General features: G+C 54.6%; 12 protein-coding genes. 2 read left to right on the top strand and 10 right to left on the bottom strand.

Features of this window, described 5'->3' with window-relative positions:
* Nucleotides 1–15: 15 nt before the first annotated feature.
* The 4 genes from V4R08_RS05135 to V4R08_RS05120 form a co-directional block, all read right to left on the bottom strand.
* Nucleotides 16–1,797, bottom strand: a complete 1,782-nt coding sequence (locus V4R08_RS05135; protein ID WP_335578355.1) for a hypothetical protein — start codon at nt 1,795–1,797, stop codon at nt 16–18.
* 233 nt (nt 1,798–2,030) lie between these two features.
* Nucleotides 2,031–2,330 carry a hypothetical protein gene (locus tag V4R08_RS05130; RefSeq protein WP_335578354.1) on the bottom strand — a complete coding sequence of 100 codons (300 nt, stop codon included), beginning with the start codon at nt 2,328–2,330 and terminating at the stop codon, nt 2,031–2,033.
* 7 nt (nt 2,331–2,337) lie between these two features.
* Nucleotides 2,338–2,490, bottom strand: a complete 153-nt coding sequence (locus tag V4R08_RS05125; RefSeq protein ID WP_335578353.1) for a hypothetical protein — start codon at nt 2,488–2,490, stop codon at nt 2,338–2,340.
* Between the two features lie 5 nt (nt 2,491–2,495).
* Entirely contained in the window at nt 2,496–2,696 is a 201-nt protein-coding gene (locus tag V4R08_RS05120; RefSeq protein ID WP_335578352.1) for a hypothetical protein, read from the bottom strand.
* A 110-nt stretch (nt 2,697–2,806) separates the two neighbouring features.
* Here V4R08_RS05120 and V4R08_RS05115 point away from each other — a divergent pair, with 110 nt between their 5' ends.
* Together V4R08_RS05115 and V4R08_RS05110 are read left to right on the top strand one after the other, a co-directional pair.
* Nucleotides 2,807–3,319: a hypothetical protein gene (locus tag V4R08_RS05115; RefSeq protein ID WP_335578351.1), complete on the top strand. Its 513-nt coding sequence runs from the start codon at nt 2,807–2,809 to the stop codon at nt 3,317–3,319.
* Between the two features lie 55 nt (nt 3,320–3,374).
* A complete protein-coding gene (locus V4R08_RS05110) occupies nt 3,375–3,752 on the top strand; it encodes a cupin domain-containing protein (RefSeq protein ID WP_335578350.1) in 378 nt (125 codons plus the stop codon).
* Between the two features lie 548 nt (nt 3,753–4,300).
* Here the strand turns inward: V4R08_RS05110 and V4R08_RS05105 are convergent.
* The 6 genes from V4R08_RS05105 to V4R08_RS05080 form a co-directional block, all read right to left on the bottom strand.
* Complete coding sequence (locus V4R08_RS05105; RefSeq protein ID WP_335578349.1) at nt 4,301–5,869, bottom strand: anti-phage dCTP deaminase; 1,569 nt, start codon at nt 5,867–5,869, stop codon at nt 4,301–4,303.
* Between the two features lie 614 nt (nt 5,870–6,483).
* The gene (locus V4R08_RS05100) at nt 6,484–7,347 is read right to left on the bottom strand and encodes a hypothetical protein (RefSeq protein ID WP_335578348.1); all 864 of its coding nucleotides are present in this window, start codon (nt 7,345–7,347) and stop codon (nt 6,484–6,486) included.
* Complete coding sequence (locus V4R08_RS05095; RefSeq protein ID WP_335578347.1) at nt 7,344–7,874, bottom strand: hypothetical protein; 531 nt, start codon at nt 7,872–7,874, stop codon at nt 7,344–7,346. The genes V4R08_RS05100 and V4R08_RS05095 overlap by 4 nt, the downstream gene beginning before the upstream one ends.
* A gap of 30 nt (nt 7,875–7,904) precedes the next feature.
* Nucleotides 7,905–9,530, bottom strand: a complete 1,626-nt coding sequence (locus V4R08_RS05090; protein WP_335578346.1) for a terminase large subunit domain-containing protein — start codon at nt 9,528–9,530, stop codon at nt 7,905–7,907.
* The gene (locus V4R08_RS05085) at nt 9,527–9,988 is read right to left on the bottom strand and encodes a hypothetical protein (RefSeq protein ID WP_335578345.1); all 462 of its coding nucleotides are present in this window, start codon (nt 9,986–9,988) and stop codon (nt 9,527–9,529) included. The genes V4R08_RS05090 and V4R08_RS05085 overlap by 4 nt, the downstream gene beginning before the upstream one ends.
* 912 nt (nt 9,989–10,900) lie before the next feature.
* A complete protein-coding gene (locus tag V4R08_RS05080) occupies nt 10,901–13,210 on the bottom strand; it encodes a DUF3987 domain-containing protein (protein WP_335578344.1) in 2,310 nt (769 codons plus the stop codon).
* Nucleotides 13,211–13,426: the final 216 nt, after the last annotated feature.

Raw genomic sequence — 13,426 nt, 5'->3', positions numbered from 1 at the left:
TGACCTTCGCCGTTCTTAATGACCAATGTGACCGAACATCCCGGAAAGAATGGCTCGTAAGATCGCCTCCTGATCCTGTGGCAATTGTCCCCCAACGACCTGCTGAGGATCGGCATTAAATGCAAGCGGCTCGATGCGGCGCGCCTTCACTTCTCCACTCTCTTCTACGATTACCGGCGGCTCTTTTGGCGAAGAGTATTTTAGAAGATAGCCGAAGGTAGCTGCTCCCGAAGAACGCTGGCTTCTTTCAGGACTCCTGCAATCGAAATCCAACAAGCCGGTCGCGGTGCAAGTCATAGCGTCTTTGTCGCAATCGATTGCCAAGCTGTCTGCTCGCATCCGGTAAGATCGTATCGGCCATCTCTCATCGGAACGCTGCAATTCCACCAACACCTGTTCGCGTGTGTAGGTTTTACCAAAATATTCGACCCGCTCCGCGTAATTGCGGGAAGCCTCCTTTAAAACTTTGTTATTCGGGCCAGACACGCCAGCATACAAATTCACCAGAAATATTGCAGTCTTCTGCCGAAGCTCGATGTCGAGATCGCCTGAGCTTGCCACCGAAGGGTTCGCTGGTGACGGACCGGCCGCCGGCGCACTCGACTGCGCCGTCACAGGCGGTACAAGGCTAGCTTTCCATTTGGATACTACCTCTCGGGTGACAATCGATAGCTTTTCTCCTGTTTCCGGTTCGAATCCGGGTGCGTCATAGAATTCATAGGACCCATCCTTAGCTCGCCAGTACCAGACCTGTGCAACTCCCGTGGTAAGATCGAAGAACGGGTATTTGGTCGGATCAACTCGCTGAGGGACATGTGCGGGGGCGATGTGCCTCTTCCAATCGTCAACGACATCTCGCGTTACGACATTTAGTTTTTCGCCTGTTTGAGGCTGAAAGCCCGGAGCGTCGTAAAACTCGTAACTTCCGTCGGCGTTGCGCCAGTACCACGCTTGTGAATTGCCACTGACCGGATCAAAGAACACATATTTCTCAGGGGCATTTATCAGCCTAGGACCACGTCGCGACTGATTTTTCCAATCCTGTGCTATCTGTTTCGTGACAGGGAGCAACTCTTCGCCCGTGTTAGGCTCAAAGCCCATGAGATCGTATAGTTCGATTAGACCGTTTTTGGATTTGTAATACCAGACTATCGGCTCACCGCTGCGTGGGTCAAAAAAAACAGGATTGGGATCGTCAATTTTCTGAGCGCGTTTTCCCGCAGCATACTCTTGCAACCGCTCCACGAGCTTCGGTTTGACGGGCCTGCACTCCCGACCTGTTGCAGGATCAATTCCCGCATGCTCGCCGTACGTCACCTTGCCGTCACGGCTAAGCACATAGCATTTGATAGTATTACCTGCGCGGTCTATAAGCTCGCCGCGCGCGCCATACCAAAGCAGAATCGAATGTCCAATCAGGAGGACAGCAAATCCCGCAACACCTATTCTTCGTGTCGTCTTCGACAATGACCAAATCAATCGGCCGAAAATGACCGCCATGAAAAATGTTGCCAATACGAGGGCGTTGGCCAGATGCGGGTTGAGGTCAAACGTCTGCGCAATTTGATCAACATAAGTCCGCGCGAGATAGTAGTAGAATATTTTGTCTAAGAGCCAGAGCAGAGCAAACGCCAGAACGAGGCACGCAATGGCGACGATGATAATTTGACCGAACGGCCGTAAATAGGAAAGCGTGTTAGCGCGTTTTCTGATACGTTGAAAAACACCAGAAGCTCTCTTTTGACTTTCGGGTGTTACATGCGATTCCGCGGATTGATCGTTTTCGTCGTCCGCCATGAGCCTTGCCACCATAATACTTGCAAAAAACAAAAGACTTCCTAATCGCCCAACAGCGAGTGAACGAAGTTCGAAATTCCTGGTTATCCGAAATCGCCCACTCGCGTAAGTTGATCCCATGCATTGCGCTTGACGGTCAATCGCAATGTGCATTCTCTATCAATTCACTTCGAGCGGGGTCGCTGGGCCGCGCGGCAGGTAGATCACCTTTCGTTGCCTGCCCTGATTTTCGTTTAGAAGAGGCCATAAGGCAGTTTGCAGGTCGTGGCTTCGTGCGCCAAGTCACTTTTCGTTGGTGGAACTCGCCGTCCGCCTAAATTCTCCATTTGGAAAACAGCGTCCCCGAACTCGCCGCTACCCGGATCGCCTGTACGACTGAACGCCACAGCGCCGATATGTCCCTCAGTCCGCGCAAGCCTTTCGGCGCGCATGATGGCTGCGCTTGCGCTCGTGCATTCAACCGCTTCGCGCGGCTCAGGACCGTCTTCGCCCATGCCGAGCGGGAGTGCCACGTGATAAGTTACATCGACCATTATGCGGTCACCTGAAATGACCGGCCACGATCCAGGCAAACACAATCACCAGCGCTGCAACCCATCCAGCCCTTTGAATGATCCTCCGATCACGCAACGGCAGACGATTGAAGTCGCGTTCATTGGTCAGTTCGTAATTCTCTTGCGAGCGCCAGCCCATCGCCGTTATCCCGAATAGGTATTAAATCTTCCGTGCCTCACGCCGCGCCGGTATCCTTGTGAGATTTGCGCTTCTAGAAATTCGTTCGCCACGAGCAACGCCCGGATGGTTGCGCGCAAATCACCGTCGCAGGCCTCAATCGCCTGCGCTACTGCGGCCTCTAAAGTCTCGGCTTCCGCTTGATCGGGCCGTCGTTCGGTCTTCATGCCGCTATTCCGTCTTGACCGGGCAAGATACATGTTCTTATTTTGTTCTGATGGAGTCAAGCGGTCCTAAACGACGGTTTCCGCCCCCGTGGCAAGTCCAACGGGACGGCGTGGGGCCATTCGTTGTCAGTGACGCCAAGGGCGTGCCGCTCGCATACGTGCCGTTCCGCGACGATCTGCAAGGCATCGGCTTCGCGCATAACCATCTGACATCCGATGAGGCGCGGCGCATTGCCAACGGCATCGCCCGGCTGCCCGAGTTCTTGATGCAGCGGAAGGATTTTCATCAACGCGGTGGCGGCGAATATCGGTGGAAGAGATCGCGCCCCTACCATGTCGCACTTGAAGACAGCTATATTCGCGCGCATTGGGGATTTATCGAAGCGGTTTGCAAAATGAACAGCCTTCCATTTGATGGGACCGGCGAACGCATTGAGCGAGATGGGACGTGGTGCGTTTACGAGTTCGCGGTTCAGCTAGACGCTATTCAGTTTTGGGACCGCTTCGACGGGCGATGGTTACGCGGCGAAGAGTTCATTTATCCAGATCGTCCGAAAGGCTTACCGCAACTTCGCGAGCCGCCTGATATGTATCGGTTTGGACGACGACCGACGGGTAGATAGAGTCACTGTCCTGCACCAACACTCGTTTAGTGACCCGCCCATAATGCAGAGGGAGATGACAGCAATGGCAATGCACCACGCCAGCCCCGGAGAAGTTTTTGACCTCGCACCATTGGGGTCAAATCTGAAAGATGCGCGGACAACCGCCATCGTCAAATCGGAAGCGTTCGAAGTCGTACGCCTCGTTGTTCATGCTGGCGTGGATATCAAGACCCACCAAGTTGATGGCCCCATCACGCTGCATTGCCTGGAAGGCCGGGCATTGCTCAGCTTGCCTGAAACGACACTTGAACTTTCGAGCGGCCAATGGGTGTATCTCCAAGGGGGCGTCCCGCACTCGATCCGGGGAATCGAGGACACATCGCTACTGCTCACGATTTTTTTCTTTTCCGGGGGCCTCCCCGGAAGTACGCGTCAAGGTAAGGTGGCGTGAGGCTGCTCTCGGATACGCTCCAAGCCAAGGAAAGACCGCCAAGATCAAGTGAAGCGAACGCCAACCGTCTCTTGATCGCAGCGTTTGTCACGCTCATTTCGTCGCCTGCACTCGCCGACCACGGTTTATGAGCGATGGCTTGGCTTGGTCAGTCGCTTGAGCATGATGCGGATCATGGCGAGGCGGACGAAGTTTGCGACGGTTATTGCGTAGCATTCGAAGTCGCGTGCCAGGCGTTGGTTTCGACATGATCCATGCTGGCCTAGCGCTCGACGATCCAGCGCTTCGGCAGGATCACGAAGCGATGCGCATCGGATCGCGGGTGACGATGACCAGGCCCGCGTGGTTCGAAGTCCCGTCACAGCATGACGATCTTGCCAACGTTGTCGCTGGACTTGCTAGTCTCTCTAATCGCTTTGGTCACCGGGACGATAGAACCGGTGAAGCCGCAAGACGGGCAGTGGACAGTCATCCGATAGGCCACGCGCAATTAAATAGGTTCACTGCTTAGTTGAGCCAAGACTCGTGGCGAGACTTCGCACTTCGCACTATCGGGTGCACTTATTCAGCGCGGCAAGTCGCGGCTCAAGCAGGCTAACGACATGCATCTCGGCCTGAAAGTATGACGGGTAAATGACGTCAATCATTGGTTTCCGCTCGCCGCGATTCCATTGCTGTGCTTCGCCGGTCGAGTACTTGCGTTTTCCCTTCTCGAAAAGCTCTCTATAACGATAAGGTGAGATTCCTAGGAATCGTTGGAAGTTTACGCGATGGCCATCGCCATCGCCATCAACCTCAATCGAATCAGAATGCAGCTCCTCCGCGTAACTTTTCGGATAAGGCTCGATTGACACAACGCGCTTTATTCCAGCCGCAACGATGTGTTTTGCGCATAAATGGCAGGGAAACGTCGTGCAGTATAACGTCGCCCCCGCAATCGGCAATCCGTTACGCGCGGCGTCTGTTATGGCAGACATTTCCGCATGGATGTCGCGCCCGAACTCAATAAGGTCCATCACTTTCGAGTCCTTCAAGCCGTAAGCCGAGTCGTCACCCAACCATTCATCCGCTAGTGTAAGGGGGTCTCTATTTCCACATTGATCTTTCGAAAGAAGGCCGGCATTGAACATGCGATTGATGAAATCCGTCACAAGTTCGCGCTTCTTTTCGTCGTTTGGATCCCGCCCGACAACGAAGTCTCTGTGGTCAACATGATCGCCGCTCCAATATGTCCCGCCGTTCGCTTTTGGTACCTCGTTGCACCCGAGCGAAACTATCTCGCCGGTTGGGCGAAAAATTGCCGCGCCGACTTGTCGTGTCAGTGCCGACGATCTTAGTGATGCTGTCTTTGCAAGATACATCCCATACTCATCGTGGGTCGGAGATACATGGTTGTCGCCAAAAAGCGCGCGAATAAAACGGCCAACGGTTTCCTTGCATGACTTGCGATCAGGGGATTCAACAAACACGTCCGCGAGCGGGAAAGCGTCGCGGACATTTTGGCCGTGTCTTGTGTCACCCTCCATTTCGTCTCGCTTGACAAGCGAGTTGGCATCATTTTCAGCGTCCGCGGTTGAGCCGAGCCGCTTTTTGGATTGAGTTTCCTTAACGGCGATACGACGCTTGCGATAAAATTGCGGTTCGTACGCAGATACCTGAATGAACTGACGCCCGTAGACTGCCCGCATCAGTTTGATTTCTTCGGGTCGTTTGAACTGCCGGATTATGTAGGCTTGCTTCGAAATAGGCCGCTCAACGCTACCGCCTGTCGCCTCTCTGAACTGCCTGATCGCGCTAATGGAGAGAATCGCTAATGCATCGTTCCGACGCAATTGCTCTCTTACTTTATTTGCGTAAGAAATCCGCTGTTGGTACGACTCAATGTATCCAGTAGCATCAAGCGGAAGACCTGTCTTAACTTCGCGCATGAGGTCTGTGATCCGAAATACCTGTGAACCGTATCCGACCTCCCGTAGCGCATCGATTAGTTCATCGGTTACAGCTTTTAAGTCGACGCCAACGGGGCCAACTAAGCCCAAGATCAGTTCAGGATGGTCATCAAAGGGAAGGTCTTCTTCGAAGTTGGAACTAGACCTAGTCTCGCTAATTTGATTCACTATCGCATCCTAGATCGTATGCGCCACGGTCAACGCGAAGTTCCATTTCTGTGACGACAGGGAGACGCTTCATGGATAGTATGAAATTAGAGCCAGGATGGCTCGAAAGAGACGTTGTTCAGGCTGTGCGCCGTATCCAGGAATTGGACGACGAAAAAAGCCAAGCACGCTCGGCACACGGGAATCATAGGAACGATTGTTCTAGTAAGCCCAATTTAGCTGTGAAGAGCTAATCGTTTCTGAATTATTCACAGTGCAATCACGACGGCGGGATGATCGTGCGTCCATTCATTAGCCTGTTCGCCTTTTTCCGCAATCAACCGCTCTCTTTAGAGTCTCATGAATCCCCTCAATTTTGGCGGACCCAGACGGGCCTGACGTCCGGCATCTCATGAAGATCGCGAATCGCATCCTTTCGAGCTGCGACCATGAGGCGTCCAATCAAGCGCATTGATTTTGTTCACGACTTTCTCGCCGGGAATCTTCGCCGATGACCTCCATGCGAAGCGCGTGGCGTTCCCAAGCTGAGTGCGAAGGTTCGATTCCCTTCGCGGCTCCAATAAACACTCCATTCCGAATGATAGTGATAAAGGCGCGTGCACCGCTGGTGGCGTTCAAACGGTCCGTTTTAAGGCTGGCATCGACGCCTTATCCGCTCCCGCTCTGCCAACAAAGCGTTCGCGCTCCTCGCGATTGAGCCGCTCCTCCTGATCGCTTGCTGCCCGTTCGTGATAAGCGGCAATCTCCCCTTGCTGCTTCTCGATTTCTGCTCTTCGCAGCGCTTGAACGTCCGGGTCAGCCCATGATCCGCCCGGGTGATAAGGAACGATCATGCTCGCGGCAACCGCAACCGCAAGCGAATTGGAGTGCCGTAATGGCCAAAGCTTGCGGCTGGAATCGTCCCAGCAGCCCAGTTCAACGGTAGCAGCCAACGAGGGATGATTCCGATCAAAGCGATCAAGACCGCGCGCTTGGAGTTCGACGGGCTTGAGCCGCGTGTGCACCCCGTCGGGCGCGGAGGCGTTGATGCGATCAACTTCCGTATCGACCTGTGCTGCGAGCGCGAACGTGTCGGCAATCGCCTGCGCATGGTCGGGGTACCCCCGAAACATTGACATGGCTTCGTCGAGACGTGCTTGGACGCACTCGCAATCTGCATACCAGCGCTCGCATCGCTCGGCGTACAAGGCTGCGCTTAGCTTGTCCCGCAACTTTGGCATTATGTTACTCAGTCGGTCACGGGTCATCTCGGCATTGACGATGCGATGATGCACGTCGCCGATATCGGGCATCGAAACAAGATCAAGTGATTCAGATCGGAGATTCGTCGCGGTCGCGTCGGCGGCAGCGGCGGCCGCCTCGACTTCGTCAATCAATTTAGTCCACGCCGCACTGCTGGCGTTTTCATCATTGAGCGCAACCGAAATGCGTTGCTCAAGCGAGCATTCTTCGCTTGTCGGTTCTGGGCGCTCGTTCATTTGTGCCTCCACCTCTGAGCGAGTTCGTGGTCGTAAGCGCCATAGACTTCCTGCATAACACGTGAGTGATCGCGGGTCGCGTCGTTGGCGTTTACCGTCTCGAGACGACGTTGAGTTCGCGGCCCTGGCCCAGTGTCTTTAACAACGATGCCGTCGCGCGTTGACCAATTGCTCCGCTGATCCTCCGGAAAGGTCGGACCGCCGTTTTGGCGTGGGCTGCGCCACGCATTTTCGCGCTCGCTATCATAAGCGGAATAAGCCCTTGCCTTTGCATCCTGTGCCGCCTGATCGCTCGTCGCCAACGCATATCCAGGGCGGTGACCTGCTTGACCACCGAACGCGTCGCGGACACGGGCGCGCCGATCAGCATCGGCCGCTACGGCGCGCTGCAACGGACCTAACGACGAGGAGTCTCGCATCGAGGTTGGTACTGACAAAGTTACGCCATCGCGCAGTATCCCATTTGAAAGGGCTTCGTGCTCGTCGATTTCGACGCCGTCGCGATAGTATCTGATCCCTTGTTTCATTTTCGGACTCCTGTCATTGCGGAAAAGGCTTCACCATGTTCCCAACCTGATCGGGCTGGCGATCCGACGCAATTCCTCGTCGCTCAGTGTCGGGTGTGCTGGCCCAGTACTGTCGCCGTCGATCTCGTCGTTCATGATCGCGAGAATGCGTTGGCGGCGCTGTTCGCGGGCATCGGAAGCGGAGTCGTCGCTGTCACCGTCAACCCACCGGTAGCTGCAATCATATCCGTTATGTTGATTGGCGAGCGAACTCAGTCCGGCGACAACGTTTGCGACGTCGTCATGTGCGCCGGGACTATGATCGATGCTATCTCTACCGCCGCGTGAGGTACGTCTTTCCAGTCCGCAAAGTTGGTTGACGAGCTTGGCGTGATCGAGCAGTTCGACACGAGCCGAGTTAATCAATGGCAGTAGATCGCGATACAATTCGGATTTCGGTAGCGCCGACGGTTCGTAGCGAATGCCAAGCTTGCTAAACTGCTCGCGAGGCCATTCACCGCCGTATCTATCGCCAGTTACGACGGAGACACGATACTCTTTCAACGTTCTGCAAAACTTCTCAGTGACGCTTTCCGGTGAGAACGGCGGTTGGACTTCGCGAAGACAATCGATCACGACGGTTTGTCGCGCGTAATCATGGTGCCCGACAGCGAGACAGAAGGAATCCGCGCTGCCACCTGACGGATCGACGAATGCGAGATATGATTTGGCCGGATCGTAAGGACGTTCATAGATTCCTCGTGAGACACAAGCATTCACAGCCTCGATGGAGACAAACGATTCGATATCATTTCTGAATTGCGCGCCAAATTCGGCTGCTGCCGAAGCGGGATCAGCCTCATAGGCATCAGCTATGATCTTCGCGTCGACAATCGGATTGATTGTTGCGGTATCGGCCTGCACGACGAGAACGGAATCATGATCCTTGCCGAAGTGAGCCTTATGTGCCTCGTACAATGCGCCGCGCTTGGCGTAGGGACTCGAAGCACACAGCAGCATGGCGTTCGGAATCGTTGCCATTGCGGGTCGGAGTGCAGCGAGAATTTCAGTATCTGGATTTGCGCAGCCCTCGCCCTGCCAAAAGGAAATTTCGTCGCATAGCGCCGCGACCAGCGTGAATCCACGGCAGGACCTGTAGGAATTGGTGACGACTTCAATGACAATGTCGTTGGTCAGCGAAATGCTGTCAGCAGTCTCGCTCTCAACCATGCGCGCCAACATCGGCGTTTGCGAAATGAAGGCTTTCACGTATCGCAGAGCGACTTTCGCCTGCCTCCTATCACAGGCAATGATCTGCACCACACCCTTTTCGCCGGGTGCGAGATACGGTTTGTAATCGTGAAATGCGGCTAACCATGTCGCGATCAGTGCAAGGATTCTGCTTTTGCCGCCACGTCTGCCAATGCATAACCAAACTTCCTTAGCGATCTTGTTCTGTGCTTCTGTGCGCCCAGTGAGTTGTTGATAGATCGCGAGTTGCTCGGTTGTCATGGGCAGAGCAAAGATCGCTGCGAGGACTACCAGCCATGCTTTCCATGATCTTGGATTCTTAAAGAACGGTTTGAACAACGCGGGATCACGCATCGCATCGAGGATCGTCAAGGCTCTTTGTGCTTGGCTACCTTGTCGAGATGACATGCGGACGCGTTCAATCATCCGTCCGACTCCTCTTCGGATTCGTGCGGATAGTTCTGCGCTATGTATTGATCCAAGCTAGGCGTGATATCGCGAGCGCGGCGTTCAAGCCCGAGGCTTTCGAGTAGACGCCGCAATGTATTTGAGGTGCGCCCATACACTTCTAGCTGGTTGTCAGTAGCCTCGCCCGCTTCTGCGATCACGGCCTCGCGCCGTTCAAGTTCAACAGCTAAGCAGGCCGCGCGCCTTACAAGCATTCGCCTTGCTTCGGAGGCGTTCTCCTCGCCACCCTGATCGGACAGCAACAGCGAATTGAGGTCGCGATAACGCCTAACCCAAAAAGTACGTCCGTCGACATTTGGTAGTAACGACGCGCCGTTTGTCACGCGCGATCTTGCATTTGATTTATACAAGCGTGCTGAGCGTACACCGTTGCTAGCGGTGTTCTTGCCTTTAATTTTGCTTTTGCTTGTAGGCATCTGAATTCAAGACCCTAAGAGCGGCACCTCGCGAAGTGCCGTTTTCCTAGAGGAAACATAGTCAATGCATAGTCAGAAATCCACTGCTTACATTGTTCATACGTAACGTATTGAAATCACGTATAAATTAAGAGTAGGCACATGATACTAAATCACAAACTGGATATTAAGCGTGGTCAACTGACACCGATGCAAAGGGATTTCACAGCAAGGTTAATTCGAGTATTCGCAAGCAAACAATTAGTCGTCGCAACAGGTTGGATTGGGCAAGGCAAAGATTACCCCCTCCTCAAACACGCCCATGAATCCCCATACCAGACACTCCGCCAGGTGGTAATCGGCCTATCGCGCATCTGTGGTGTGGAATGCATGGCACTGTTCTGAGTCCGCCTCGTCTGATTGTCTTGTGCCCAAGAGTTAAGAGGAGATTGTACGCGCGGGAATGTTGGACGTGCGTTTGATCCTTCCGCTTTAAGCGAGGTCGTTAGCGGTGACGTGGTCGTGACTCTTTGGTTTGCGGATCGTTGGCTAGATAATCCGCCAGAGCCGCGAAGGCGACATGTTGCGCTGCGCGAGATCGCTTCCGTCCAATCGTTTTGAACAATTTCACTACGGTGGAATCGGCTGCGATCTGTCGTTCACCCGTGAGAGGAGGGTGGCGGCGGCGAACGCGTACAATGCGCGGGGTATCGTTGTTTCGGTGAGAACCCATGTGTTTTTGCTCCTCGTTGTAAACTTTCCGCCCTTTCCGACCTTTCCGCCCTCCCAGAGAGATTGAGGAAAGAGAGAGAGAGAGAGAAATTAGAATCTACTGTACCGGAAAGTTCATTCTCATACCCTGGGCCGGAAAGGTCGGAAAGGTCGGAAAGTTTCGAAAATCAACCAAAATAGCGGAATCTGCGACGCAAAAAGTCAGCTTGTTGGCAGTTTCGGATTCACGTCCCACCCTTTTTTGGAGCGACCTTTGGTTTTCTCGCTGTATGGACGCAACCAACCGGCGCGCCGCAGGAATTGCATTACCTTATCCGTGTTGGCAGCATCACACTTCCCAAGCGGATTGCGCCGCACCTCTTCATTACGGACTCGTTCTTTCCCGGTGGCGATCAACCATTGTAGTACCTTGCGCGCATCCGCATGTTGTTCATCGCGACCAATCTGTCGCAACGCCGCGCAAGCGTGCGGCCAGAAGAAGTTAAGCACCATGCTCGCAGCATTCTCGATATCGACGCTTTGTATCTCACTCGACTTCGGGCCGCGTTTATCTTCGAAGGCCCACCACAGGAGGGTCAATGTTCCGGCAAGCCGGAGAACGTGTTTGGGTATCTTCGACCACCACTCACGTTCGCGGCCGAAGACAGCATTCATTTTTTCGCTGACCTCGTGCCGCAGCCCGTTGAATTCATCGCGGGCCTGCTTGGTAAGTTTCAAATCCCCCTCGGGGAAGTCGTCGAGATAGGCCAGCCTTTTCAGCACCTTTACAATTTGCGGGTCGACAAGATCGATCACGTCTTCAAGGTCACGATAGGGAGGCTCTTCCGGCCATGCATACAGAAAGCGAGCGCTCATCCCGTCAGCAGACCCCTTGAAGCTCAGCTTCAATTTGTCCGGTTGCAACCCTCCAATCAACCCAATCAACAGATGGGGAATATCAGGCGCGCAACGCCCGAGGCGTATTTGCCGCCAAGGAAGCCCGTCGTGAGCTTCCAACCAAAATTCCTGATCAGAGCCTTGAGAGTGACGGCTCATGTTCGTAAACAGGCGCGCCAACTCCTCGACAAACAAGATCATACCTTGCGGTCGTGCCTTCAATTGCAGAGTTAGAGCTTCGACGGTTGCATCGGAGACGTAGAGGCGCGGCGTTATGAACGTCTCGTCGTAGGTTGCCTCACTCGGCAGCACCGGGGCCTTACGTCCCTCTTTATGTGCTGCCTTAACGTCTTCTTCCCAATGTTTTTGCGCCTGCTTCGCCATCGCAAGTTTCTGCTTGTGCTGCTGCTCTTGGTCGAAGTTTGAGTCACGCTGATCGCTTTCAACAATGTCGAGGGCGCGTCGTGATACAATCATTCCCGGTGTCTTGCGCGATCCTGAATAGCCAACGAGCGCAATCCAACAGGTCAGTGGCTCCACCCAAGAGCGTATCGGACGCGCGCAACGCGCGGCTCCAATCAAGCCGGAAGCGATTCCAAGGAAGGGCACGATCACATGTTCGAGCGTGGTGCCGCTTCCAATGGCAGCACGCTTTGCCCATTTCCGTAGCTTTTCTGATTGCAACGTTTCGAGAGGGAAGGACGGTAGTTTGCCACGGCGGTCGTCAAGCAAACTCAAATCCGGGTCGTCCCATGTATGGAGTGGGGCTGCTGCGCTATTGTTGCCCCAAGCTCTCTCCAATTGACGGGAGTCGGAGCGCCGTGCCCATTCGCCTGCTCGACCTCGGTCGGCAAGAATGGCCGTACATGCTTCCTCATAGGAATCGCCTGCGGCCTTACGCGCGCCCATGAATTCGAAACCAACGCCCGAACCACTCTGATCGCGGCCCGTCAACTTGGCGTTAGAGGTGGTGACGCCGTTCGCCTCAAGAAACTCTGGTCCGGCCTCCTCGATAAACCATCGAACAGTTTCGACGCTAACTGTGGTTATCGTCTCGGGCCAATCTTCCAGCCATTCGCCGGTGACGGTGTAATATCTCTCGCGATCAATCGCCATTTCGTGGTGCGCGTCTACCACGAATGCTTTTCGTGCTTTCCATTTTCCCTGATCGTTGCGTTCAAACAGAGCGGCGACTGCGTCGGCGTCTTCCTGTGCGACGAGGAAGAACAGCTTGACGCCTTTCCCGGAAGGAGAGACTTCGGCATAGGTGTTGAATCGATCAAGCACCTTGGCCGCACACGATTCAATCTTTCCGGTTTTCGGGTCGAGGCAAGAGTCGAGGTCGATTCCCATCAACCATGATCGGTCCTTGAGTTTGCCAAGGACGATTCCAACACCACCACGGGAGCCGTCGTCTAGGTGGTTACGCCAAGCGGCCTCGGCTTGCTCTCGCGTGCCCCATGTCGACGGATCGGTCGAGCTGCCCTTTCTATCATTAACGGGGTCGTAGGGGACTTTTGTAAGCTTTTCGGACCCTTTGCGCTGCTCCTCGCGCCAAGCAACCCACCGGCGCTTTCCTGCAAAATCGTCAAGGGTGGGGGCGCGTTCGACGGTCTCGTTGTTGCGCCGTGTCATGCGTCACCCCCTGACGCGAGAGCGCGCACTTCGGCGGCGCGGTAAAAGGTGACGCCGTTTCGCGCGCGTATGAGCTTTACGGGACGAAGCCTGCCAGCTTCCTCAAGTCGGATGATTGTGGATCGTGAGCAGGACAAGAGGCGCGCGACCTGCGCGCGGTTAACGAGCAGCGCACCGGCATCAGGTGCGCGATACGCCTTGTGGGTCGAGGTTTTA

This window comes from Nitrobacter sp. NHB1 (genome assembly GCF_036964665.1).
In the GTDB taxonomy this organism is placed as follows: Bacteria; Pseudomonadota; Alphaproteobacteria; order Rhizobiales; family Xanthobacteraceae; genus Nitrobacter.
Note: the sequence above shows the minus strand (reverse complement) of the source record. Positions and strands in the feature narration are given on the sequence as shown.

What these genes read in the sequence shown, in the direction of transcription:
- V4R08_RS05135 (WP_335578355.1), bottom strand. Translation starts at nt 1,797, where the DNA reads ATGGCGGACGACGAAAACGATCAATCCGCGGAATCGCATGTAACACCC.
- V4R08_RS05130 (WP_335578354.1), bottom strand. Translation starts at nt 2,330, where the DNA reads ATGGTCGATGTAACTTATCACGTGGCACTCCCGCTCGGCATGGGCGAA.
- V4R08_RS05125 (WP_335578353.1), bottom strand. Translation starts at nt 2,490, where the DNA reads ATGGGCTGGCGCTCGCAAGAGAATTACGAACTGACCAATGAACGCGAC.
- V4R08_RS05120 (WP_335578352.1), bottom strand. Translation starts at nt 2,696, where the DNA reads ATGAAGACCGAACGACGGCCCGATCAAGCGGAAGCCGAGACTTTAGAG.
- V4R08_RS05110 (WP_335578350.1), top strand. Translation starts at nt 3,375, where the DNA reads ATGACAGCAATGGCAATGCACCACGCCAGCCCCGGAGAAGTTTTTGAC.
- V4R08_RS05100 (WP_335578348.1), bottom strand. Translation starts at nt 7,347, where the DNA reads ATGAACGAGCGCCCAGAACCGACAAGCGAAGAATGCTCGCTTGAGCAA.
- V4R08_RS05095 (WP_335578347.1), bottom strand. Translation starts at nt 7,874, where the DNA reads ATGAAACAAGGGATCAGATACTATCGCGACGGCGTCGAAATCGACGAG.
- V4R08_RS05090 (WP_335578346.1), bottom strand. Translation starts at nt 9,530, where the DNA reads ATGATTGAACGCGTCCGCATGTCATCTCGACAAGGTAGCCAAGCACAA.
- V4R08_RS05085 (WP_335578345.1), bottom strand. Translation starts at nt 9,988, where the DNA reads ATGCCTACAAGCAAAAGCAAAATTAAAGGCAAGAACACCGCTAGCAAC.
- V4R08_RS05080 (WP_335578344.1), bottom strand. Translation starts at nt 13,210, where the DNA reads ATGACACGGCGCAACAACGAGACCGTCGAACGCGCCCCCACCCTTGAC.